This is a genomic window from Robertkochia marina (assembly GCF_004799345.1).
GTDB classification, from domain to species: Bacteria; Bacteroidota; Bacteroidia; order Flavobacteriales; family Flavobacteriaceae; genus Robertkochia; species Robertkochia marina.
This window is the reverse complement of sequence record NZ_SSMC01000002.1, coordinates 156,109-180,998: the sequence shown is the minus strand read 5'-3', so window position 1 is coordinate 180,998 and position 24,890 is coordinate 156,109. Positions and strand designations below refer to the sequence as shown.

The window sequence follows — 24,890 nt, the reverse complement described above, 5'->3', positions numbered from 1 at the left end:
AGGTGTTACCCAAAAAAAGTAACACCTGCTATTTCTATATAATGAAAAACATTATTTCTTATGTCTTAATTCTGAGGAAACTGACAATTTCTTTCTTCCTTTAGCTCTTCTGCTAGCTAGCACCTTTCTACCGTTAGCAGTGGCCATTCGCTCTCTGAAACCGTGCTTATTCTTCCTTTTTCTCTTTGAGGGTTGAAACGTTCTTTTCATTTTAAAATATCTTTATCTACTTGGTAAATCTTTACTTTTGGTGCCTGATTTCGCTTCACAAAATCGCGGGGCAAATATACAAAGAGTTTTCACATTGGCAAACAAGCTTAGAAAAATATTTCTCATTGTTTTTATTACCTTTGCCCCCTAATTAAAAACACCTGTAATGTTCAACAAAAATATAAAAATTATTCTGGCTGCTATGGTATTTGCCTTTGCAGTTTATCAATTTATAGAAGGTGAGATCGGAAATGGTATCTTCCTGGTCCTTTTATCACTTATTTTTGTATTTCTGTATTTCAGAAATGAGATGATCCTGCTGGCATTTTTGCGTATGAGAAAACAGGATTTTGCAGGAACTGAAAAATGGCTGAGCAAGATCAAGAATCCTGAAACTGCTTTAACCACGAAACAACAGGGGTACTACAACTATCTATACGGCATCATGTCTTCACAGACCAACCTGACCCAGGCCGAAAAATACTTCAGAAAGGCCCTGAAGCTTGGTTTAAGTATGGACCACGACCTGGCAATGGCTAAATTAAGCCTGGCCGGTATTGCCATGCAAAAAAGAAGAAAACGTGAGGCAACCACCCTTCTGAACGAAGCTAAAAAACTGGATAAGCAAAACATGCTTAAAGACCAGATCAAGATGATGCAGCAGCAAATGAAGAGGATCTAAAAAAGGTACGGAGGTACGGAGCATGTATTACACTATAAATTACCTGAAGATTAGCATCCCATATCATTATTGATCTCGAATATTTAACCAACACAGTATAACAAAGAGCCGGATATTCTCCGGCTTTTTTTTTTGTTACGAGGTACGAGTGACTCGTTGCAGGGAGCTAACAGGTAATGGGTGATCAATAATCAATGGTTGGCAATCAGTTTAATAGATAATATTTTAGCCGTCTACCAGACTACCTGCTTACCAGCCTCCCCTTGTACCTACAACAACGGTGCCCAAAGACGACAGAAGGATTCTTTCAGCTTCTGCTTAAAGGGCCGCTGATACCATTCCTCTGGATCGAGCTTAATACTTTCCTGAAGGTCGTTATTGAAGCTGTTTACCATTTTCGCTGCAATATGCTCATCGTAGATCAGGGCGTTGATCTCGAAATTAATATTAAAGCTGCGATAGTCAACATTAGATGTTCCAACGGTAGAGAAGATACCATCTACCACCATGGTTTTGGCGTGAATGATACCCTTGTCATAAAGGTAGACTTCAATTCCTGCTCTCAGCATCTCTTCGATATAAGAAAAACTGGCGTATTTAGCTGCCCAGGAATCGCTATGACCAGGAATGAGCACCTTAACCTCAACACCACTTCTTGCTGCAGCGATGAGCGCCATTAAGATCTCGTCATTAGGAATAAAGTAAGGCGTGGTCAGGTAAAGATAATCATCGGCAGAGGTGATGGCCACGAACATGGCTTCCATGATATGAGCCCAATCGGTATCCGGACCGGAAACGGCGATCTGGACAGGGATCTTCCCGGTGATCTCCGGCTCGACAAACCATTCATCTTTTATGACCAGGTCTTCTTCGCTGACAAAGTCCCAATTCAACAAAAAGTGAAACTGCAACACTCCTACAGACTCCCCTCTGACTCTCAGGTGGGTATCCCGCCAGTATCGCTTTCCATGGGCATTCAGATATTCATCGCCTATATTGATACCTCCCACATAGCCGATCTCTCCGTCAATAACAGCGATCTTTCTGTGGTTTCGGTGATTGAACTTACTGGCAAACTTAGGAAAGTACACCGGCATAAACGGATAGAATATAATACCGGCTTCCTGAAGCCTTTTTCGGGTGACACTTGAAAAATTACTCGCTACATAGTCATAATTGATCTTAACCTCCACCCCTTCCCCGGCCTTTTCACATAAGAGGTCGATCAGTTCTGTTCCGATCTCGTCATCACGAATAATATAATATTCCAGGTGTACACTTAGTTTTGCCTTGCCTACATCCTCAAAAAGACGCTTAAATTTTTCCTCCCCGTTGATGAGGATCTCCACCTCATTCTTGAGCGTTAGCGGTGAGTGCTCGGTATCATGCAGAAGACGAATGAGCTTCGCTTTATCTCTAAGATCTTTATCCTTAAGCTCATCGATCTGCTTTTGGTCGAGCACCAAAGATTGCTGCCAATTCTTAATATTCTCCTGGTTAAGCACATTCTTCTTTTTGAAGATACGTGTACGCCGGTATTCCTGCCCGAAAAACACATAAAAGAGCAAGCCCAGGAAGGGCACCAGCAGTAAGGCAAGCACATACGAAAGGGTTCGGTTCGGGTTTACATTACGCAATACAATAGTAAAAGCTGCTCCCAGGGCCAACAGATAATTGATCCCTATGAGCAGCTTTCCAAGATGTTCGGTGATTAAGTCCCACATTTATTTAGCAGGAGGATAGAACCCCTCCTCGGGTATCTCAATATAGTATTGCTTTCTGGAACTATTATTCAGATGCGCCTCTCTTAACCATGGATTATGGATCTTCAGGATCTTATAATTGATCTCAAAAGTTTCGGCAAAATCTGCAAAGTTCGTCACGGCAGTATCAACCGCTACTTTTCTGGTTGGAATAGGCTGATACAGATCGTCCTTATCGTATTTAAAACCATACTTCAGCGGCTCAGACAGGATCTCCTTAAGAGCCAGGATACGGAACACATAACGTCCGGTCTCCTCTCCTAAAAGCACATCGTAATAATTATCTACCTGCTGTCTCTCTAATTGTTTGTGCATTCCATATTGTCCGGCGTTGTAAGCCGCCGCGGCCATCGTCCAGGAACCGAAGCGCTCTTTTGATTTTTTAAGGTATTCACAGGCTGCTAGGGTAGCTTTTTCAAGGTGATATCGTTCATCTACATTATCATTCACCTCCAAACCGTATTCTTTGGCTGTGCCCTTGAGGATCTGCCAAAAACCTCTTGCACCGGCTGGCGACACGGCATTGGTCAATCCACTTTCAATAACTGCAAGGTATTTGAAATCATCAGGCACCCCCTGTTCTTTAAGGATCGGTTCAATGATCGGGAAATATTTATTGGCGCGTTTAATGAGCAGCAAGGCGTTGGATTGCCAGTAGGTATTTACCAGCAGCTCACGATCAAGTCGTTCCAGCACATCAGGATCCTCTAACGGCACTTCTTCTCCGGCAAAATTGATCTGTTTCGGAATTTCAATGGCTTTCACCTCATACGGATCGGTATGAGCTTTCGTTTCAGGGCGGGTTGTTGCAGTGGCGCCATCGGCCTGTACAGCATTGATAAATACGGCTGCCAAAACAGCCACTCCCCCAGCTAATAGATAGTTCTTCATGTTCGGCATCATTACATAAGTTTGGCTAAATATACAAAATCGCTTCACTCTTCGGTGAGCAAAGCAGGTAAATGTTCGTTAAACCAGCGGTACCTGTTTATGATCATAACGTGGGTGCCATTTTTGATCCAGATGCAGTCTTTGATGCGATACGCAGGAAACACTACATCCTTATTTCCATGAATATGAATAGTTCCCGGAATAGGGGCCTGCTGATCCCAGTTCACGACCTGATTGATAGACCAATCCAGGTAGTATTTGTCTCGTACAGACAAATAGCGCTCATACAACTCCAATCTCTTTACCACCGGCTCTCCAAAGGCATACTTAGCCAACACCTCCACGTTATTTACCAATTGCGTAGGCAAGAGCTTATGCAGAGAGGTCTTACTGGCCACACGCATGCGGTAGGGTAACTCATCCCTGCATTTTACGCTGGAGATCACCACAAGTTTTCTCACCGGAATGATCTTAGACATTTCCTGAACCAGGATCCCTCCAAAGGAAACCCCTATCAGAACCGGGTTATCATGGGCAATGAGGGTGCACATTCGCTTTGCATAATGCTCCAGGGTCTCATCCTGCTCCGGTATTTTCCAATGAAGCCATATCACCTCAAAACGATCCTCCGGCAGACGGATATTTTCAAATATAGAGGGACTCGCTGCCATTCCCGGCATCATATACACCGGGATCAAAGTTGATCCTGAAGCGGTTTCAGCCATTGAATTAAAAGTATTTAGCTTATTTTTTCGTAACTTTGATATTACAAAAATTTCACAGAAGATAAAACTTCATCATAAAGTTTTAACCTGAGAAATAAGGGATATTCCTCTCAACTATAAATTACCATCTTTTTATGCCTTCCACTATCGAGAGTACAAAACAAAATAAAAGTGCGTTAAACCAAAATGTAATGGATGAAGTAGTTATTAATGACAATGATTTTTTACGTCAATTCGAAACCAAGGTAGACGGGAAGTTGGCAAAAATTGAATACTCTTCTCAGGAAAGAAAGATCTTTTTAACCAAACTGTTTATTCCTGAGGAGGTTGAAGACCCCTCCTTCAAAGACCGTTTCATTACGGCTGTATTAAAACACATTGAAGGAAAAAATCTCAGTGTTGTTCCAACAAGTCCGCACATCGCGAGATTCCTTCGAAAACACAAAGAGTTTAAAGATCTGCTACCGGTAGGTATCAGGATCTAAAAATAAAACCTCGCCAATGGCGAGGTTTTATTTTTATGCTGTCATCATTTTTTCATCCATAAACTCAAAACGAACCATTCCGTCTTCATCTATCGAAGTGAGTTTTACACGATGCAGGGTATTCACCAGGGAAGGATCCCAGGGAGCTTTCACCTTTACATAATTTTCTGTAAATCCGTGAATATAGCCTTCCTTATTCTCCCCTTCAAAAAGTACGACCCTTTCGGTATTTAACTGGCTTTCATAAAAAGCCCGTCGCTTTTTAGCCGATAAGCCTCTCAGCATTTTACTGCGTTTTGCCCTCACCTTTTTAGACACGACCCCTTCCATATCAGCGGCCAGGGTATTATCGCGCTCAGAATACGTAAAAACATGGAGGTATGAAATATCAAGTTCATTCAGAAAATGATAGGTTTCCAGAAAATGCTCATCCGTCTCACCCGGAAAGCCCACGATCACATCCACCCCAATACAGGCATGCGGCATCACCTCTTTGATCCTGGTTACTCTATCGGTATACAATTCTCTTCGGTATCGCCTTCTCATCAAACCAAGGATCTCGTTGCTGCCACTTTGCAAGGGTATATGAAAGTGAGGCACAAAAGCTTTACTTTGAGCTACGAAGTCAATAGTTTCGTTCTTTAATAAATTAGGTTCAATAGAGGAAATTCTTAAACGTTCTATACCTTCAACAGTATCCAGCGCCTCTACCAGTTCATAAAAAGTATGCTCATGTTTTTTATTGCCGAATTCACCTTTCCCGTAATCTCCGATATTTACCCCGGTCAACACGATCTCCTTAATATCCTGGGCAGCGATCTCGGCTGCATTCTTTAAAACATTCTCAAGGGTATCACTTCTTGATATTCCTCTCGCTAACGGAATGGTGCAATACGTACATTTATAATCGCAACCGTCCTGCACTTTTAAAAAGGCACGGGTTCGGTCGCCGATAGAATAACTGCCCACGTAAAAATCGGCTTCCTGGATCTCGCAACTGTGCACTTCTCCAAAATCGTTTTTGGAAAGATCGTTCAGGTAGTCGGTGATCTTAAATTTCTCAGTAGCCCCCAATACCAGGTCTACCCCTTCCACAGCAGCCAGCTCTTCAGGCTTAAGCTGGGCATAACAACCAACAGCTGCTATAAAGGCATCTTCATTGACCTTTCGGGCCTGTTTTACGATAGACTTGAATCGTTTATCCGCATTTTCGGTTACCGAACAGGTATTGATCACATAGATGTCTGCCGATTCTGTAAAATCAACACGATCAAAACCTTCCGACTCAAAAGAACGGGCAATGGTTGAAGTCTCTGAAAAATTCAGTTTACAACCCAGGGTATAAAATGCTACTTTTTTTCTTTGTTCCATAAAATGTAACCTCAATTGATAAGGGGGCTAACCGCGATATGGTCTTGCAGGCTCAAGGCCTGCTTTGAACAGTAATCCGGGCTTTTTAAAAAAGCGTACAAATATACCAACTTATTATTTCCTGATGAAATTGATTTCTCGTAGAATGCGTTGCTAATCAGCTACGAAACAAGGACTTGCCGAAGGATATATGGCAAGGTTTCTTAAGTGCGGGTTAGGAGGGCTCCTGGTACCCCTGCCTGCCGCCAGGTAAATTCGCTAAAAATGCCCTTATGCCAGCACACCAACTGGCCCCCTGCCTTCCTGGCCAGGGGCAGGCAGGCTCACTATGAAAGGTCCACCGGACCTTTCACGATCGTTCGGTCCTTCTTCACTCCTTCGCGCCTTAGCCGTTTTACGCCTTTGGCTGCTTCCGATTTCAGGACCATGCCATTTACCATAAAGTACTGAGACAAGCCATAGAGAAAGATCACCATAAACCCGTTCAGTCGGGAACTACTGAAAGACCTGTCAAATACAAGGATCGTCTCTGAAGCCAGCACTAATGCCGCTCCGGTAAGCACCATCATAAAACTGGTAAACCCGGCCTTTTCATAGCGTAAATATGCCAGTTTCACCATGATCAGCGTGATCACCAGGAAAATATAGGCAGGAATGTGCTCCGGAACCTCGTAGAGAAAATAGATAATGGTAAGCGAGTACAAGGTCACAAAGACCAGGTAGGGCAGTAAACGATCAACATCAAGGGTTACCTTATACACAAAAGCACAACTGTAGAACAATTTTGCCGCAAGCAGTAATAAGAATCCTGCTACAATAACATTCAGATCGTTGGTAAGCATCATAAAAACCTCTCCGAGGCTAAAGCTGATAATGGCCAGGAATACAAAGTTTCGTTCAAGGCGGCGCATGGAGGTACTGTTCACAGAAAAAAACGCCAGTAAACCTACCAGTAAGAGCACCTTAGTGATCAAACTGTAATACATCATGCCCTCCATATTACTCAAAAGAATATCGAAGAAGAGCACCAACATAAAGAATGCGGCAAACCCGTTAAACGAACGAAATAAGGCAGGCATCAGGTTAATAAATGATACATATCTTTTAAAGATACAAAGTCGCCTGACTTGGTACTGCTCCCCTACTCAGTTTTCGACATTACGCTTAAAACAAGGGATAAAATTGTAAGAAAATACAGATGGCAAAAATCGCTAAGCGTCATTTAACTATTTAAGATTTACGCCATCTTGCAGACTGCTCAAATACATGTTGAAGCACTTCCTTTTCGTTCTCGGTCAGGCTTTTTTGTTTTCTCTGCATCATGGCCTCGGCCATTTCAAATGCTTTTTCAGTTTTAAATGTAGTAAATCCGGCTGAACCTCCCCATGAAAAGCTCGGCACAAAATTCCTCGGAAACCCACTTCCAAAAATATTTGCACTAACTCCTATCACAGTACCTGTATTAAACATGGTATTAATACCACATTTACTGTGATCGCCCATCATGAGTCCGCAGAACTGTAACCCGGTATGCGCAAATCTTTCAGATTCATAATCCCAAAGACGCACAGGTGCGTAATTATTTTTGAGGTTAGAATTATTACTGTCTGCTCCTATATTACACCACTCACCGATCACCGAATTCCCCAGATAGCCGTCGTGACCTTTGTTCGAATAACCAAAGATGACCACATTACTGATCTCTCCTCCAACCTTGGCGTAGGGCCCTATGGTCGTAGCTCCGTAGATCTTGGCTCCCATTTTAACTACTCCGTTCTCTCCCAGGGCAAAACCGCCACGAATCATACTCCCTTCCATCACCAGAGCATCTTTACCGATATAGATCGGCCCGGTGGAAGCATTTAAAATAGCGCACTCAACACTGGCCCCTTCTTCAATAAAGATATTTTCAGGAGCCATCACCTGGTTCGTTGATGAGATGGGAGCGCTTTCACGATCTGCGGTGATCAGTTGAAAGTCTGCTTCCAGGGCTTCTTTATTTTTGGAAAATATATCCCAGGTATTTTTTATCTGAATACACTCTCCTTCATACATGATGGGCTCATAAGCTCCAAGATCAACGTCTTCCTGATTTTCCCTGGTATAAAAGGCCACCACATCCTCCCCGTAAAAAACAGCTTCATTTTCTTTAAGGTTCTGAATAAGGGTCACCAACGCCTCATTGGGAAGAAATGAACTATTGATCAGGATATTTTCCTCCAGCTCCACCATGGGGTAGAGATCGGTGAGGTACTCCTCGGTTACCGTGGTGGTGGTATACCCCAGGTATCGTTCCCACTTCTCACGAATCGTAAGGATTCCCACACGTATATCAGCTACAGGCCTTGTATACGTAAATGGAAGAAGGCTGTTTCGTACCGGTCCGTCAAAGAGAATGTAATTCATTTACAGTAGATTTTAGCAGATTAAATATAGCCTTTTTAACACAGCTAAGATTTTGAAAAAGATGTAGTTATCATTCTGAACGATGAATCGCCCGAGGATTATATCCATAAAAAAACCTCTGAAATGAATTTCAGAGGTTTCATGATCCGATAATAACCGGAATTATTTTTTGTACTTGGCGTATTTGTTCTTGAACTTGTCAATACGACCGGCAGTATCAACCAATTTAGATTTACCGGTGTAGTAAGGATGCGACGATCTTGAGATCTCCAATTTAACCAAAGGATACTCAACCCCATCAACCTCGATCGTTTCTCTGGTTTCAGCAGTAGACTTAGTAATAAATACGTCTTCGTTAGACATATCTTTGAATGCTACCAATCTATAATTTTCCGGATGTATATCTTTTTTCATCGTCGTGTACTTTAAACTTCAGAATTTTTTCGAGGTGCAAATTTATAGATTCTTTTTAGATTACCAACTATATTAATGTAATTTTCTAAAAAGATTTTTCTATGTTCGTAATGTAACAATTCTGCTGTTACCACTACTAACGATGCAAAATTAACTAATTATCTATCATGGAACAACAAAAACCTAAAACCGGCAAAATTGCCTTAAACTTCGGGATCATTCTCGGTGCTATAGGTATCGTATTTGCCCTTATGCTCCACTTTATGGATCTTCAATACCAACAAAGCATGATGACCACGATAGTGGGTATCACTGTTCTGCTGGGGGTTATTGTGGCTGCTATTTACCAATACAAAAAAGCAAACGGAAGCTACCTCACCCTCTCGGAGGCCCTGAAAGTCGGTATCGGCACCGCCCTTGTGGGAGGCATTATAAGCGTGCTTTTCAACGCAGTGTACATCAACCTCATTGAGCCTGACTTCATTCAGAAAAGTGGTGAGTTCATGGCAGAGAACCTGAGAACATCCAATCCTAATCTTACTGAAGAACAAATTGAAAATGCTGTAAGCAACCAGGCAAAGTTTTTCTGGATCAGCTATCCTATTATCATCATTTTCAACCTCTTTGTTGGATTTATTATTTCCCTGATCGCCGGCCTGGCCATGAAGAAGGAAGAAAATGATTTCTAATTCCTATATTTGAGCCTACACATCTCAACCATATATGGACATATCAGTAGTTATACCACTACTTAACGAGCAGGAATCATTAAAAGAATTATACGATTGGATCGCAGGTGTTATGCGGTCCAATCATTTTTCATACGAGGTCCTTTTTATTGACGACGGCAGTACCGACAGCTCCTGGAGCATCATCGAAGCCTTATCGAAGGAACACCCCGAAGTGAAGGGTATTCGGTTTTTGCGCAACTACGGAAAGTCTCAGGCACTTCATGCAGGCTTTGAAGCCGCCCGGGGAATGGTGGTCATTACCATGGATGCCGACCTGCAGGACAACCCGGAAGAAATTCCGGAATTACACGAGATGATCACCAAAGAAAAATTCGACCTGGTGTCCGGTTGGAAAAAGAAGCGGTACGACTCTGTGATCGCCAAAAATCTTCCTAGTAAATTATTTAACTGGGCGGCCAGAAAAACCTCGGGAGTAAAACTTCACGATTTTAACTGCGGACTCAAGGCTTACCGTAATGAGGTGATCAAAAACATTGACGTTCACGGCGAAATGCACCGTTACATACCGGTACTGGCCAAGAACGCAGGATTCCCGAACATCACCGAAAAGGTGGTGCAGCACCAGGCCAGAAAATACGGGAAAACGAAGTTTGGCATGGATCGTTTTATCAACGGTTTCCTTGACCTGATCACCATTTGGTTTATTTCCAGATTCGGCCGGCGCCCCATGCACCTGTTCGGAGCCCTGGGTGTACTTATGTTCTTTATAGGTTTCGGCTTTGCCGCCTACCTGGGTATCGATAAACTATTCATTAACCCTTATGGTAGGCTCATCACCCAGCGTCCGGAATTCTTCATTGCCCTGACGGCCATGATCATCGGAACCCAGTTATTTATTGCCGGATTTTTGGGAGAATTGATCATGAGAAACCGGAGAGAGGAAAAACGCTATAAGGTCCTGCAAAGCCTCAACCTTGAAAAGGCAAAAAAAATGGCGTAGTGCTTCCAATCTTACTACCTTTGGAAAAAATTTAATTCATGGAGATCACCATTGAAGCGATCAAAGACAAGGCGCTAGCATGGACAGATGCCTTCTTTGACACGACCACCCGCAACGAGGTACAAACCTTGTTGGAATCAAATATTGAGGAGTTAAAAGAATCTTTTTATAAAGACCTCGAATTCGGTACCGGAGGTATGCGCGGCACCATGGGGGTTGGCACCAACCGCATTAACAAATACACCCTTGGAAAAAATACCCAGGGGCTCAGTAATTACCTTAAGAAAACATACCCGGGGCAAGACCTGAGGGTAGCTATTGCCTATGACTGCCGTCATAATAGTGATACCCTGGCCAGAATCGTGGCAGAGGTTTTTGCAGCTAACGGGATCAAGGTATTTCTGTTTTCAGAACTTCGTCCAACACCGGAACTCTCATTTGCCGTAAAACACCTGAATTGCCATTGTGGAGTTGTATTAACAGCCTCCCACAATCCGCCGGAATACAATGGTTACAAAGTATACTGGACTGACGGAGGACAGATCGTTCCACCGCAAGACAAGGAGATCATACAGGAGATCAACGACCTGGACTTTAAAGATATTCAGTTCAATGCAGAACCGGCACTGATAGAACTTATAGACAAGGAGGTTGACGAGGCCTTCTTTGAAGCTTCAGTGAAGAATGGCTCCATCAACGCGAAAGGGCGTGATGAATTAAGCATTGTTTTCACTGCCCTCCACGGAACATCCATTAAAGCCATTCCGGAGGTATTGCGCAGAGCAGGATACACCAAGGTTCATATCGTAGAAGAACAGGCCACCCCTGATGGTGATTTTCCAACGGTTAAATCGCCCAATCCTGAGGAACCTGAAGCCCTTGCCATGGCATTGGAAAAGGCCGATGAGATCCAGGCCGACATGGTCATAGGAACAGATCCTGACAGTGATCGCCTGGGTATTGCAGTGCGAAATTCAGAAGGAAAAATGATCCTGCTTAACGGAAACCAAACCATGGTTTTAATGACCAGGTTCCTGCTTGACCTATGGAAAAAGAACGACCGTCTTACCGGAAATCAATTCATTGCCTCCACCATTGTCTCTACCCCCATGATGGCCAAAATGGCCGAGGCTTACGGGGTGGAATACAAGGAAGGTCTTACAGGCTTTAAATGGATCGCTAAAATGATCAAAGATTTCCCCGAGCAGGAATTCATCGGGGGAGGTGAAGAAAGCTTCGGATACATGGTAGGCGAATTTGTGCGTGACAAGGACGCCGTCACCGCATCTCTCCTGGCCTGCGAGATCGCAGCAGAAGCCAAAGCATCAGGAAGCTCTTTCTACGAAGAACTGCTGAAGTGCTACGAAGAATTCGGACTTTATAAGGAAAAGCTGGTTTCCATGACCAAAAAAGGGATCAGTGGTGCCGCTCAGATCAAACAGATGATGATCGATCTCAGAGAAAACCCGATCAAAGAACTTGCCGGCGAAAAGGTGGTGCGCATTGAAGACTATGCATCAGGGATAGCCAGGGATCTTGAGCATGGTAAGGAAGAAAAAATGGACATTCCTGCCTCTAACGTTCTTATCTACTATACAGATAAAGGCACTAAAATGGCCGCCAGACCCAGTGGTACTGAACCTAAGATCAAGTTTTATTTCAGTGTGAACACCAGCCTTGATTCGATTGACAACTTCAATGCAACCGAAGCCCGTCTCGATGACAAACTGGATCAAATGGTACAGCAACTGGAGCTGAACTAAACTGCACAACCCGCCTTTATGGCGGGTCTTTTTTATTTACAGGACCTATCAACGAATGGATTATTTCAAAAAAATACTGCGTTTTGCAAAGCCCTACAGCAAGTACGGGTACCTGAACATCTTTTTCAACATTCTTTATGCGCTTTTCAGTGCCTTGTCGTTCGTGGCACTTATCCCCATGCTTGATGTCCTCTTTAAAGAAAGCGACAGGATGTATGAAAAACCGGAATATACCGGGATAAGCAGTGCCAAAGATTATCTTCAGGACACCCTGAATTACCAGGTAACCCAGGTAGCCGGAGACGACCAGATGATCGCTTTGGTCCTGGTGATCTCTCTGGTGATCATACTCTTTCTGCTGAAGAACTTTTTTAATTATGCCGCCATGTATTTCATAACTTACCTCAGAAATGGAGTTTTGAGAGACGTGCGGGATGCCATGTATAAAAAGATCACCGAATTGCCGGTGTCGTTTTTTACAGAAAAGAGAAAAGGAGATGTTATTGCAAGGATCACTTCTGATGTATTAGAGATACAACACTCCTTCCTCTCCATCCTGGAGCTTATCGTAAGAGAACCTCTTACCATACTGTTTACCATTATTGTAATGTTCGGGATAAGCACCAAGCTCACCCTGTTCGTTTTTATTTTCATTCCCATTTCCGGAATGCTGATCTCCCGAATAGGTAAATCCTTGAAAAAGCAATCTGACCGCGTTCAGGAAGAACAAGGGCATTTTCTGTCGATCATTGAAGAAACCCTTGGCGGACTCAGGGTGATCAAGGCTTTCAATGCGGAAAGCCGGTTTAATGAGCGGTTTAATGATTCTACCCACCGGTTTTTCAATTTTTCCAACACCTTACTTAACCGACAAAACCTGGCCTCACCTACCAGCGAATTTCTCGGAATTCTGGTCATAGGGATCCTGTTATGGTTTGGAGGTAAAATGGTATTGGTTGACCGAACCCTCGATGCTTCTTCCTTTATCGCTTATATGGGGTTGGCTTATAATATTTTAACCCCTGCCAAGTCGATAAGTAAAGCCTCTTACGGAGTTAAGAAAGGTAATGCTGCAGCAGAACGGGTATTGGAGATCCTGGAAACAGAGAACACCATTAGTGATGCGGCAAACGCCATTCACAAAGACACTTTCGAAAAAGGCATCACCCTGGAAAATGTAAGCTTCGGCTATGCAGAAGACCCGGTTCTCGCCCATTTCACTTTAGATATTCCAAAGGGAACTTCGGTAGCCTTGGTTGGGCAGTCGGGAAGCGGAAAAAGCACCATCGCCAACCTGGTAACCCGCTTCTACGATGTAAACCATGGCGCCATTCGCATTGACGGCACCGACATTAGAAATCTTAGTTTAAAAAGCCTGCGCTCCTTAATGGGTATCGTTACCCAAGACAGCATTTTGTTCAATGACACCGTGGCTAACAACATCAAACTCGGAAAACAAGACGCCACTATGGAGGAGATCATAGAGGCCGCCAAGATCGCGAATGCCTATGATTTTATCATGGACCTTCCTCAACAGTTTGAAACCAATATCGGAGATGCCGGCGGGAAATTAAGCGGAGGTCAAAAGCAACGCCTCTCTATAGCCCGTGCCGTTCTGAAAAATCCACCTATCATGATCCTGGATGAGGCTACTTCTGCCCTCGACACCGAAAGTGAGAAACTGGTGCAGACTGCCCTGGAAAACATGATGAAAAACCGAACTTCCATCGTGATCGCTCACCGGTTATCAACCATACAAAATGCCGACAAGATCGTGGTCATGCAAAAAGGAAAGATCGTGGAACAAGGCACCCATGATGAATTACTGCAGGCAAAGAACATGTATAAAAAGCTGGTGGACATGCAATCTTTTGACTAAAATAAAATCCCGGGTTTCCGGGATTTTTTTTGCTCCCCCATTAAACCTTTTTCAATTACTTTGGTCTTAGAAGTAAAACCGCCCTGATTGAAAAACGAGACGCTTTTTACAGAACTAAAAGACAAGGCTACCCGCGATCGTGCTTTTTCGCATTTGGTTCAGGAGTACCAGCAACGATTGTACTGGCATATCAGACGGATGGTACTCAACCATGACGATGCTGACGATGTACTGCAGAACACCTTCATAAAGGTTTACAGGAATATCGAAAATTTCAGGGGAGACAGCGCTGTCTATTCATGGATGTATCGCATAGCAACCAATGAAGCTTTGAATTTTCTTAAAAAACAGGCTAACAGGTACCGGGTAACAAATGAAGAATTACGGGAACGCATGGTAAATAACCTGGTGGCCGACACTTATTTCGAGGGAGGCGAGATCGAGTTACAATTGCAAAAAGCGCTTGCCACTCTACCCGAAAAACAATTACTGGTTTTTAATATGCGGTATTACCAGGACATGAAATATGAAGACATGTCTGAAATTTTAGACACCTCGGTGGGGGCACTTAAAGCCTCTTATCATCACGCAGTAAAAAAGCTGCAACACTATCTAAAGGAAAACGCTTAAGGTATGGATCTGAACAAAGAACATAAGGAGGATGGTTTCCGAATTCCGGAAAACTATTTCGAGGGTCTCGAAGAAAAACTTCGCGACCGTGCAGCCTTGCAGGATCATATACCGAAACAGGAAGGATTCTTAATCCCTGAAGGATATTTTGAGAATTTCGAAGCTGAATTGCGAAATAAAATTTCTCCGGGCCCAGGCAAGGTTCGTCATCTCTCTTATCTGAAAAGAGGTCTGGGGGTTGCCGCCACCATTTTGGGACTATTCTTTCTAAGCACCATTTTCCTTAATACAGAGGGAGACTTTAGCTTTGACCAGGTAAGCACTTCTGACATTGAATGGTTAATGGAACAGGGTGCCCTGGAAGTGCCCGAGATCTTTTTGATGGAGCAGGCTGAAAACATGAACCTGAACGATATTACTATGTATACAGAACCGATCAAGACCAGTACCCTGGAAGAATACCTTCTCGAAGAGATGGATGTATACGAGGTCCTGGATGAATCACAAAATTAAAATCCATTTATAATGAAAAACATACTCATAACCACTTTAGTACTTCTACTGGGATTCCAGGTTGAGGCCCAGGAAAACAGAAGAGAACGCATCAAATCGCTCAAAGTAGCCTATCTCACCGAAAAGCTGGAGCTCACCCCTGAGGAAGCTGCCGAATTCTGGCCGGCTTATAATGAATACGAAAACCTGGTCTTTGATCTAAAAGCATCACTAGGGCAAACCCTTAGAGAAATATCCCGGAAAGACCCTGAGAAGGTCTCTGAAAAGGAAGCAATTGAGACACAGAAGAGAGTTGTTGCCCTCCGAAAAGAAATTGCCCAAACCGAGATAAGTTTCAGGGAGTACTCTCCTGAACTGCTGGGTGCCAAAAAAGCACTCTACCTCGACATCTATGAAGAGAGATTCAAAAGAGAACTTCTAAAAAAGCTTCAGGACAGACGTCAGGGTCAAAAAAGGTAACCCGATCTAATTATTTGAAGGTCAATTTGGCTATCCGGTTCTTTCCGGCGGCAAATGCGGTTGAATCACTATTGAATCTAAGGGTATAAAAGGCCTCCTCAGATATCTTATTAAAGGTAGAACCGGCATCGTTGGAAAAGTATATGCCCTGAAAGCCAAGAGCTACCAGCTCCTTCCCTTCCCTGCCGGGGATGTACTGTACACAGGAAAGGTAACCAGGGTCTACGTCCGCTCCCACCAGTTTCCAGGTTTTACCCCCATCTGTGGTCACCGCCTTGTTTGCGGCATTTTGTTCCGGCTTGGTATAATCGCCTCCTATGGCAAATCCATTATTCTCATCATAAAAGTCGATAGAGTAGATTCCCTGAGTAGCCTCTCCCTGAACTACAGGAGTATCAAAGAGCTGCCACGTTTGCCCTTTATCAGGAGAATACAGTATTCCTGAACGCGAACCTCCTGTAGCTATCCAGGTATGATCGCCAACAATAGCTATATTGGTGTTACTGGCGGCAAAGGCCGCCTCTCCTTCTTCAGCAGCAGGCAAGGCACTGCAGGGCAGCTTCTTCCAGGTTCGGCCACCATCGCGGGTAATGATCACAGAGATACAGCCATCAGTAGGATCTCCCATGGCGATCCCTTCCATATCATTCCAAAAATCCATGGAATCATAAAATACCTTCTCGTGTTCTTCCAGGTATACCGGTAACATTTTACCGCCTTCCCCGGTTTTGAACAGCAGGGCCGGATTACCTACGCTCAACATAAAGAAATCTTCACTGGTAGCCGCTACAGCACGAAATTCAGTATGCACACTATCTATTCTCAGTTGGGATGTTCTTACGGCGTCTTCGTTGTAATTATAAATGCCATAGGTATTCTCTGAACCTGCAAAGGCCAGGTTTCTTCCCATCAGGGTAATAGCCCGAATGCTTACAGAATCAGAAAAGATCTCTTCAACCTGAACCTCCGTAAAATTCCGGGGTACAAATTCAGGCTCTGAAGCACAAGACACCAACAGGATCAACAGGAATAAATAACGAAACATAGGATGGATTTTGAGGCTAAAATTAAGTTTAATAGTGAACAAAGCAATACCTTTGCAAACAATTATTTTACGGCAATGAGACTACACAGAAACCTTGTTTACGCGGTTATCGACGGATTAGATAAGATCTTTAATGAAAAGGAATACGCCGACAAGGTGGTTGAAAAACTTTTAAAGCGCGACAAGCGCTGGGGGGCCCGTGACCGGGCTTTTATAGCTGAAACCATTTATGAGATCGTACGTTGGAAACGACTGTACACCGTGATCGCGGCGGTAAATCCGCCTTATAACAGGGATAACCTCTGGCGGGTATTTGCCGTTTGGGCTGTGCTACGCGGCCATCGTCTGCCTGACTGGAAACAGCTTGAAGGAACTCCCGTACGCCGAATTAAAGGGAAATTTGATGAGTTAAGCCAGACCCGAAAGTATAGAGAATCAATACCAGACTGGCTTGATGAGCTGGGCGTACAGGAACTGGGAGAAGAACTCTGGGAAAAAGAGATCCACGCCCTCAATGAACAAGCAAATGTTATACTTCGGGTAAATACCTTAAAAACGGATAAAAAAACTTTGAAGAAGTCGCTGGCAGAAGAGCACATTCACACCCAGGAGCTCAAAGGACTCCCTGATGCTCTTGTATTGGAAGAGCGCGCCAATGTTTTTAAAACAGAAGCCTTCAAAAATGGATGGTTCGAAGTTCAGGACGCCTCGTCTCAACTGGTAGCTCCCTTCCTTCAACCGGAACCAGGCATGAGAGTGATTGATACCTGTGCAGGTGCCGGCGGAAAAACGCTCCACCTGGCAAGCCTGATGGAGAATAAAGGGCAGATCGTTGCCATGGATATTTACGGCAACAAACTTCATGAACTCAAAAGAAGAAGCAGAAGAAACGGCGCCCATAATATTGAGACCAGGGTTATAGAAAATTCTAAAACCATTAAAAAACTTCACGGCAAGGCCGACAGGGTGCTTATCGACGCTCCCTGCAGCGGTTTAGGGGTACTTCGAAGAAATCCTGATGCCAAATGGAAACTACAGCCGGAATTTTTACAACAGATCAGACAAACCCAGCAAGAGATCCTACAGGACTATTCTAAAATGGTCAAAGACGACGGGCTTTTGGTCTACGCCACCTGCTCTATTCTGCCTTCAGAAAACCACGAACAGGTTAAAACATTTCTCAACACCGACCAGGGAAAACAGTTCGAATTGGTAAAAGATAAAAAGATACTTGCTTCTCAATCCGGATTTGATGGGTTTTATATGGCCTTACTAAAAAAGAAGCCCACCAAATAAAAGTGCATAAAAACAATTATCTTATTGATATTTAGTGGTTTATACTTACATTAGGTATTCACCTGAAAATGTTTCAGGCGAACCTTTAGCGAATAATACCACTACAAATGAAAAAAAGAACCATTTACCTGGCTATACTCCTTGGTTTTATTCTGGCCCTGTTTATGATCGACTGTGACGGGGAAGAAAATGAAATTCAGGAAACCCAAACCGAAGTAGTTGCACCTGAAGAGTGATCTGCTCAATATCACACCCCCCATCTTTTTTATAATACACGCTATCCGGCTTTTTTCCGACCGCACCCGGACGGTGTTTGATCTGCTTGAAGCGCCCTCCGGAAAGAGCAACCTGACGAACATAATTCCCCTGAGGCAGGGTTCACTCAGACATAAGTAATCAGGAAAATAATCAGCGTTATTGAAAGGAAAATTGTATTTTTGCGCTTTCAAAATCATTCATCGGTCCAACACTGAAAAGGACCCAAATTTAGCGTTTTATGATCGTTTTCTTCGGAAACCCAACAGAGAAGGTTTTTGCAGTTCAAACCTCCCGAGAACTCACTAAAGAAGATATTTCAAAACTTACATGGCTATTTGGCGACCAACCCGAGACCGGGCTTGAGACTATTGACCAATACTTTATTGGGCCAAGAGCAGCCATGGTAACCCCATGGAGTACCAACGCGGTAGAGATCACCCAGAATATGGGGATCACCGGGCTCATTCGTATTGAGGAGTTTATAGCTACCACCGCCGACGACAAGGATTACGACCCCATGTTAAGCCAGAAATTCTCCAGTTTAGGCCAGGATATTTTTGACATTCACATGGATCCTAAGCCTATAGAAAAGATCACTGACATTGCCGCCTATAACCAACAAGAAGGACTGGCACTCAGCGAAGAAGAGATCGCTTACCTGGAAGATCTTTCAAAACGACTAAACCGCCAACTCACCGATGCCGAGGTATACGGATTTGCCCAGATCAATTCTGAGCATTGCCGCCATAAGATCTTCAATGGCACCTTCGTGATTGATGGTGAAGAAAAGCCGGTATCGCTCTTCAAGATGATCCGCAAGACCTCTGAGGCCCATCCTAACGATATCGTTTCTGCTTATAAAGATAATGTGGCCTTTGTAAAAGGTCCGCGAGTACAACAGTTTGCCCCCAAGAGTCCAGAAAAACCGGATTTTTATGAGATCAAGGAATTTGATTCCGTGATATCTCTCAAGGCAGAAACTCACAATTTCCCTACCACGGTAGAACCATTTAACGGAGCTGCTACCGGTTCGGGTGGTGAGATTCGCGATCGACTTGCAGGCGGGCAGGGTTCTATACCCATGGCAGGTACTGCCGTATACATGACCTCTTATTCCAGGCTTGAAGAAAACCGTCCGTGGGAGCAAAAAATGGCCGAACGCGACTGGCTTTATCAGACGCCCATGGACATTCTCATAAAGGCATCTAACGGAGCTTCCGATTTTGGAAACAAATTTGGACAACCCCTGATCGCCGGATCGGTACTGACCTTTGAACATGAAGAAGAAGCCCGTAAATTAGGTTTCGACAAAGTAATCATGCTCGCCGGGGGAATCGGTTACGGAAAGGCAAGCCAGGCTCAAAAAGCCACTCCTAAAAAGAACGACAAGATCGTAGTGATGGGAGGCGATAATTATCGCATTGGAATGGGAGGTGCCGCTGTTTCTTCTGCCGATACCGGCGAATTCAGCAGCGGGATCGAACTGAACGCTATACAGCGTTCTAATCCTGAAATGCAAAAGCGGGTCGCCAATGCTGTTAGAGGAATGGTGGAAAGCGATACCAATGAGATCATCTCTATTCACGATCACGGGGCCGGTGGTCACCTGAACTGTCTTTCTGAATTGGTAGAGGAAACAGGAGGAACCATCAACACCGACAAACTCCCGGTAGGAGACCCTACCCTTTCCCTCAAAGAACTGATAGGAAACGAAAGCCAGGAACGTATGGGACTGGTCATCAGCCAGGAACACACCGAAAAACTTCGCAAGATCGCAGAAAGAGAACGATCGCCCATGTATGAGGTAGGAGAAGTAACCGGAGACCACCGCTTTACTTTTGCTTCAGGCACTACCGGTGATAAACCCATGGATCTGGAAATGGCAGATATGTTCGGCAGTTCTCCTAAAACCATCATGAACGACCGGAAGATAGAAAGAAACTACAAAGCCCCTGAATACAATACAAACGATATTCCGAACTACCTGGAGCAGGTATTGCAATTAGAGGCCGTAGCATGTAAAGACTGGCTTACCAATAAGGTTGACCGCTGTGTAAGCGGACGCGTAGCCCAACAACAATGTGTAGGTCCGCTTCAGTTGCCACTAAGTAATTGCGGGGTTATGGCCCTTGATTATCAGGGGAAAGAAGGTATAGCCACCTCTATTGGCCATGCCCCTGTACTGGCCCTGATCGATCCAGTAGCAGGTAGCCGTGTAGCCATCGCTGAAGCCCTGACCAATATTGTCTGGGCACCGATGAAAAACGGTTTGAAGTCTGTCTCACTCTCTGCCAACTGGATGTGGCCCTGTAAGAATGAGGGAGAAGACGCACGACTTTATGAGGCTGTAGAAGGATGTTCTGATTTTGCCATCCAACTGGGCATTAATATCCCGACAGGAAAAGACTCCCTGTCGATGAAACAGAAATACCCGAATGAAGAGGTAATAGCACCGGGAACGGTAATTATTTCTGCAGCGGGTAATTGCAATGACATTAACAAGGTGGTTACCCCGGTTCTCCAAAAAGACGGAGGCAGCCTGTACTATATGAACCTTTCCGGTACCGGTCTTGAAATAGGAGGTACTTCTTTTGCCCAGGTAATGAACACCATCGGTACGAAAGGAGCCGGAGTAGAAGACGCTGCCTACCTGGCCAAGGCATTTGATACGCTTCAAAGCCTGATCAGAGACGAACAGGTGATCGCAGGTCATGATGTTGCCAGCGGAGGTTTAATTACAACCCTGCTTGAGATGTGTTTTGCCACCGACCATCTTGGCGCACAGATCGATCTGAGCTCCCTTGGTGAAGGCGACTCAGTTAAGACTCTCTTCAATGAAAATATTTCTGTGGTCTTCCAGGCAAAGGATGACCAGGCTCTCGAAGCTGTTCTGAATGAAAACGGGCTAAGCTACCAAAAGATAGGAAGTGTTGTAGAAGGTGACCGACTGCAGCTTAAAAACAACGATGATGCTTTTTCATTCAGCATTACCCGAATGAGAGACATATGGTATAAAACCTCTTATTTGTTAGACCGTAAACAAAGTGGTCCTGTAAAAGCTGAAGAGCGCTTTGTAAATTATAAAAATCAACCTCTGAAATACGAATTCCCGGCGAATTTTACCGGAACCCGCCCGGAGGCTGTTGCACCGGAAAAACGAATTAAAGCAGCTATTATTCGCGAAAAAGGAAGTAACTCAGAAAGGGAAATGGCTAACGCCATGTACCTGGCCGGGTTTGATGTGAAAGACGTTCACATGACCGACCTCATCAGCGGAAGAGAAACCCTTGAAGATATTCAGTTCATCGCTGCCGTAGGTGGGTTCTCCAATTCTGATGTATTGGGAAGCGCCAAAGGATGGGCCGGTGCATTTTTGTATAACGAAAAGGCCAATAGTGCCCTGAATAAATTCTTTGAGCGTGAAGATACCTTGTCGCTTGGAGTCTGTAACGGATGTCAGCTGTTCGTAGAACTGGGACTTATTAACCCTGATCATGAAGAGAAGCCTAAAATGCTCCACAATGATTCGCACAAGTTTGAGTGTAATTTCACCTCAGTTAAGATCGAAGAGAACAATTCGGTAATGCTATCCAGCCTGGCAGGAAGCACCCTGGGTATCTGGGCTGCTCACGGAGAGGGTAAGTTTAGCTTCCCTTATGCGGAAGACCGTTATAATATTGTCGGGAAGTATGGATATGAAGGTTATCCTGCGAATCCTAACGGATCTGACTATAATACAGCTATGATGACCGATGAGTCCGGAAGGCACCTGGTTATGATGCCACACCTGGAACGATCTACTTTCCCATGGAACTGGGCGTATTACCCGGAAGACAGGAAAGATGAAGTTTCGCCCTGGATCGAAGCCTTTGTGAATGCGAGAAAATGGCTTGAAAAGAAATAATTCACAATATTACCCCCTAATAATTAAGGAGTTGCTAACCGGCAACTCCTTTTTTTATGGATATGATTTTTTGTGGCTAAATTTTTATATTTTGCAACACCGAAAAATGATTAAGAATGACCAACGTTACCCGGATATTTGATTTCCCTCAATATCAGCTGAAAAATCATGAGCTGAAGGTTGCTTTTTGCACAAAATACAATGAAAAATGGGTAGAGACCTCTACCAAAGAATTTATACGTCTTATTGACCAGTTTAGTCGCGGACTCCTTAACATGGGTGTTAAGGCGGGAGATAAGATCGCAGTGATCTCTTCTACCAACCGCACTGAATGGCATATAGCCGATTATGGGATCCTGCAGGCCGGAGCAGTGAACGTTCCTATTTACCCAACCATTTCTGAAGAAGATTACGCCTACATCCTGAACCACTCTGAATCTACCTACTGTATCGTTTCAGACCAGGAGTTACTAACAAAGGTGAACAGTATAAAAGACCAGGTAGCTTCACTCAAGGAAGTATATACTTTTGATGAGATCGAAGGGGCCAAAAATTACAAAGAGATCCTGGAAACCGGCAAGAACGAAGCCAACCAGAAAGAGCTAGACGCGATTAAGGCTGCTGTTAAACCGGAAGACCTGGCCACCATTATCTATACCTCAGGAACCACCGGAAAGCCTAAGGGTGTAATGCTTTCTCATAACAACATCGTTTCTAACGTAAAAGCAAGTGACGAACGTGTACCCTTATCTGAAGGTGATAAAGCATTAAGCTTTTTACCTATCTGCCACATTTTTGAACGCATGGTTACCTATTTGTATCAATACTGTGGTATCAGCATTTATTTTGCCGAATCGATCGAAAAAATAAGCGACAACCTTAAAGAGGTTCGTCCGGAAGTGATGACGGTAGTTCCAAGACTACTTGAAAAAGTATACGATAAGATCTATGCCAAGGGAGCTGAGCTTACAGGTATCAAAAGAAATTTATTCTTCTGGGCCATCGAGCTCGGAAAACAATATGAGCCTTACAATGCCAATGGCGCATGGTACGAGTTCAAACTGAGCATTGCCAGGAAACTGATCTTCAGCAAATGGCAGGAAGGGCTTGGAGGCAACCTGAAGATTCTTGTTTCCGGAAGTGCAGCCCTGCAACCTACCCTGGCCCGTGTTTTCGGAGCTGCAGGCATGCCTGTTATGGAAGGTTATGGTCTTACTGAAACTTCGCCGGTAATTGCCGTGAATGATCAGAACAACCGCGGATGGAAGATAGGAAGTGTAGGGCGTATCGTTTCCGGAGTCGAAGTGAAGATCGCAGAAGACGGAGAGATCTTATGTAAAGGCCCTAATGTGATGATGGGGTACTATAAAGACCCTGAGCGCACCGCTGATGTCATGACAGGCGATTACTTTCATACGGGAGACATCGGAGAGATCGATCAAGATGGGTTCCTGAAGATCACCGACCGTAAAAAAGAAATGTTTAAAACCTCCGGCGGAAAATATGTTGCCCCTCAGCTCATTGAAAATGACATGAAGCAATCGCGCTTTATTGAACAGATCATGGTGGTGGGTGAAGGCGAAAAAATGCCGGCTGCACTTATTCAACCGGCCTTTGAATTTGTTGAAGAATGGGCACGCCGTCATAATTATCAATTCAACGGCGATCATGAGAGCATGATCAAAGATCAACGCGTAATTGACCGTATACAGGAAGAGGTAGACCACTACAATGAGCGTTTCGGGAAATGGGAAAAGATCAAGAAGTTTGAACTTACCCCCGATGTATGGACCATTGATGGCGGGCACCTGACCCCTACCATGAAATTAAAACGAAAAGTGATCAAAGAGAAGTATATATCATTATACAATCGTATCTACGATCGCGAGTCATAAAGATTAGCATTAACAACTTAAAAGCCTCCTTACCGGGAGGCTTTTTTTATGCGATTTACCAGGTCTTAAAATATTGGTAATTCATTTTATTTATTATGCATGCATAATAAAATATTTGTATATTTGATCACATCAGCTTGGAAAATAATGAAGGATAAAACCATAGATTACGTTTTAAGATCTACTTGGCAGGCCGTTACACGTATGTATAATGAAGAGGCTCAGAAGTTTGACAGCACCATGGCAACAGGATTTACCCTGTTGAGCGTAGATCCGGAACACGGTTCCCCCAGCACTACCCTGGGTCCGCGTATGGGCATGGAGGCTACCAGCCTGTCAAGGATCTTAAAAAATATGGAAACCAAAGGGCTGATCTACCGAACGCCGAATCCGGAGGATGGCCGTGGGGTTATTATCAGGCTGACTCCTCTGGGAAAAGAAAAGCGCGACATCTCCCGCGAGGTGGTTTTGCGTTTTAATGATATGGTAAGATCACAGGTCAGTGAACGGGATCTTCAAGGGTTCTACAATGTTTCTCAGACCATACACGAGCTGATCACAGAAAAGAAAATTTATCAAAACAAAGACTAAAAATAAAATCACATTAAC

23 protein-coding genes are annotated in these 24,890 nt (G+C 44.0%); 14 read left to right on the top strand and 9 right to left on the bottom strand.

The genetic code is table 11. The annotated features are described in order from the left end of the window. Positions 1–51 precede the first annotated feature (51 nt). Positions 52–210: a 50S ribosomal protein L34 gene (gene rpmH, locus E7Z59_RS07305; RefSeq protein WP_136335665.1), complete on the bottom strand. Its 159-nt coding sequence runs from the start codon at positions 208–210 to the stop codon at positions 52–54. Positions 211–376: 166 nt separating this feature from the next. Between rpmH and E7Z59_RS07300 the strand changes: the two genes are divergently transcribed. Beyond that, the gene (locus E7Z59_RS07300; RefSeq protein ID WP_136335664.1) at positions 377–892 is read left to right on the top strand and encodes a DUF2892 domain-containing protein; all 516 of its coding nucleotides are present in this window, start codon (positions 377–379) and stop codon (positions 890–892) included. A gap of 269 nt (positions 893–1,161) precedes the next feature. Here E7Z59_RS07300 and cls read toward each other — a convergent pair whose 3' ends face one another. From cls to E7Z59_RS07285, 3 genes are read right to left on the bottom strand one after another with little or no spacing between them, the layout of a single operon-like run. Next, complete coding sequence (cls, locus tag E7Z59_RS07295; protein WP_136335663.1) at positions 1,162–2,616, bottom strand: cardiolipin synthase; 1,455 nt, start codon at positions 2,614–2,616, stop codon at positions 1,162–1,164. Continuing rightward, positions 2,617–3,555: a lytic transglycosylase domain-containing protein gene (locus tag E7Z59_RS07290; RefSeq protein WP_136336303.1), complete on the bottom strand. Its 939-nt coding sequence runs from the start codon at positions 3,553–3,555 to the stop codon at positions 2,617–2,619. Between the two features lie 35 nt (positions 3,556–3,590). Then, on the bottom strand, positions 3,591–4,271 hold the full coding sequence (locus E7Z59_RS07285) for an alpha/beta fold hydrolase (RefSeq protein WP_136335662.1): 681 nt from the start codon (positions 4,269–4,271) through the stop codon (positions 3,591–3,593). 191 nt (positions 4,272–4,462) lie between these two features. Between E7Z59_RS07285 and E7Z59_RS07280 the strand changes: the two genes are divergently transcribed. Then, positions 4,463–4,756, top strand: a complete 294-nt coding sequence (locus tag E7Z59_RS07280) for a GNAT family N-acetyltransferase (RefSeq protein WP_136335661.1) — start codon at positions 4,463–4,465, stop codon at positions 4,754–4,756. A gap of 33 nt (positions 4,757–4,789) precedes the next feature. On the opposite strand, the gene mtaB is transcribed toward E7Z59_RS07280, so the two are convergent. The 4 genes from mtaB to E7Z59_RS07260 form a co-directional block, all read right to left on the bottom strand. After that, a complete protein-coding gene (gene mtaB, locus E7Z59_RS07275; protein WP_136335660.1) occupies positions 4,790–6,127 on the bottom strand; it encodes a tRNA (N(6)-L-threonylcarbamoyladenosine(37)-C(2))-methylthiotransferase MtaB in 1,338 nt (445 codons plus the stop codon). Positions 6,128–6,453: 326 nt separating this feature from the next. Further along, on the bottom strand, positions 6,454–7,206 hold the full coding sequence (locus E7Z59_RS07270) for a lysoplasmalogenase family protein (RefSeq protein WP_136335659.1): 753 nt from the start codon (positions 7,204–7,206) through the stop codon (positions 6,454–6,456). A gap of 151 nt (positions 7,207–7,357) precedes the next feature. Then, entirely contained in the window at positions 7,358–8,533 is a 1,176-nt protein-coding gene (locus tag E7Z59_RS07265) for a GlmU family protein (RefSeq protein WP_136335658.1), read from the bottom strand. A gap of 162 nt (positions 8,534–8,695) precedes the next feature. Further along, positions 8,696–8,947, bottom strand: a complete 252-nt coding sequence (locus E7Z59_RS07260) for a type B 50S ribosomal protein L31 (protein WP_136335657.1) — start codon at positions 8,945–8,947, stop codon at positions 8,696–8,698. Between the two features lie 167 nt (positions 8,948–9,114). On the opposite strand from E7Z59_RS07260, the gene E7Z59_RS07255 reads away from it, so the two are divergent. The 7 genes from E7Z59_RS07255 (at position 9,115) to E7Z59_RS07225 (ending at position 15,883) form a co-directional block, all read left to right on the top strand. Then, positions 9,115–9,636: a DUF4199 domain-containing protein gene (locus E7Z59_RS07255; protein ID WP_136335656.1), complete on the top strand. Its 522-nt coding sequence runs from the start codon at positions 9,115–9,117 to the stop codon at positions 9,634–9,636. Between the two features lie 34 nt (positions 9,637–9,670). Further along, positions 9,671–10,639 carry a glycosyltransferase family 2 protein gene (locus tag E7Z59_RS07250; protein ID WP_136335655.1) on the top strand — a complete coding sequence of 323 codons (969 nt, stop codon included), beginning with the start codon at positions 9,671–9,673 and terminating at the stop codon, positions 10,637–10,639. A 38-nt stretch (positions 10,640–10,677) separates the two neighbouring features. Next, on the top strand, positions 10,678–12,402 hold the full coding sequence (locus E7Z59_RS07245) for a phospho-sugar mutase (RefSeq protein ID WP_136335654.1): 1,725 nt from the start codon (positions 10,678–10,680) through the stop codon (positions 12,400–12,402). A 55-nt stretch (positions 12,403–12,457) separates the two neighbouring features. Then, the gene (locus E7Z59_RS07240) at positions 12,458–14,281 is read left to right on the top strand and encodes an ABC transporter ATP-binding protein (RefSeq protein ID WP_136335653.1); all 1,824 of its coding nucleotides are present in this window, start codon (positions 12,458–12,460) and stop codon (positions 14,279–14,281) included. Between the two features lie 87 nt (positions 14,282–14,368). Continuing rightward, positions 14,369–14,911 (top strand): RNA polymerase sigma factor, encoded by a 543-nt coding sequence (locus E7Z59_RS07235; RefSeq protein ID WP_136335652.1) that lies wholly within the window; start codon positions 14,369–14,371, stop codon positions 14,909–14,911. Positions 14,912–14,914: 3 nt separating this feature from the next. Continuing rightward, on the top strand, positions 14,915–15,424 hold the full coding sequence (locus E7Z59_RS07230; RefSeq protein WP_136335651.1) for a hypothetical protein: 510 nt from the start codon (positions 14,915–14,917) through the stop codon (positions 15,422–15,424). 12 nt (positions 15,425–15,436) lie between these two features. Beyond that, a complete protein-coding gene (locus E7Z59_RS07225) occupies positions 15,437–15,883 on the top strand; it encodes a hypothetical protein (protein ID WP_136335650.1) in 447 nt (148 codons plus the stop codon). 10 nt (positions 15,884–15,893) lie between these two features. Here E7Z59_RS07225 and E7Z59_RS07220 read toward each other — a convergent pair whose 3' ends face one another. Then, the gene (locus tag E7Z59_RS07220; protein ID WP_136335649.1) at positions 15,894–16,928 is read right to left on the bottom strand and encodes a WD40/YVTN/BNR-like repeat-containing protein; all 1,035 of its coding nucleotides are present in this window, start codon (positions 16,926–16,928) and stop codon (positions 15,894–15,896) included. 75 nt (positions 16,929–17,003) lie between these two features. On the opposite strand from E7Z59_RS07220, the gene E7Z59_RS07215 reads away from it, so the two are divergent. The 5 genes from E7Z59_RS07215 (at position 17,004) to E7Z59_RS07200 (ending at position 24,872) form a co-directional block, all read left to right on the top strand. Further along, positions 17,004–18,224 (top strand): RsmB/NOP family class I SAM-dependent RNA methyltransferase, encoded by a 1,221-nt coding sequence (locus E7Z59_RS07215; protein ID WP_136335648.1) that lies wholly within the window; start codon positions 17,004–17,006, stop codon positions 18,222–18,224. A gap of 107 nt (positions 18,225–18,331) precedes the next feature. Further along, positions 18,332–18,460: a hypothetical protein gene (locus E7Z59_RS15480; RefSeq protein ID WP_262708821.1), complete on the top strand. Its 129-nt coding sequence runs from the start codon at positions 18,332–18,334 to the stop codon at positions 18,458–18,460. Between the two features lie 260 nt (positions 18,461–18,720). Further along, complete coding sequence (gene purL / locus E7Z59_RS07210) at positions 18,721–22,386, top strand: phosphoribosylformylglycinamidine synthase (RefSeq protein ID WP_136335647.1); 3,666 nt, start codon at positions 18,721–18,723, stop codon at positions 22,384–22,386. 116 nt (positions 22,387–22,502) lie between these two features. After that, positions 22,503–24,281, top strand: a complete 1,779-nt coding sequence (locus E7Z59_RS07205) for an AMP-dependent synthetase/ligase (RefSeq protein ID WP_136335646.1) — start codon at positions 22,503–22,505, stop codon at positions 24,279–24,281. Between the two features lie 147 nt (positions 24,282–24,428). After that, the gene (locus tag E7Z59_RS07200) at positions 24,429–24,872 is read left to right on the top strand and encodes a MarR family winged helix-turn-helix transcriptional regulator (protein ID WP_136336302.1); all 444 of its coding nucleotides are present in this window, start codon (positions 24,429–24,431) and stop codon (positions 24,870–24,872) included. Positions 24,873–24,890: the final 18 nt, after the last annotated feature.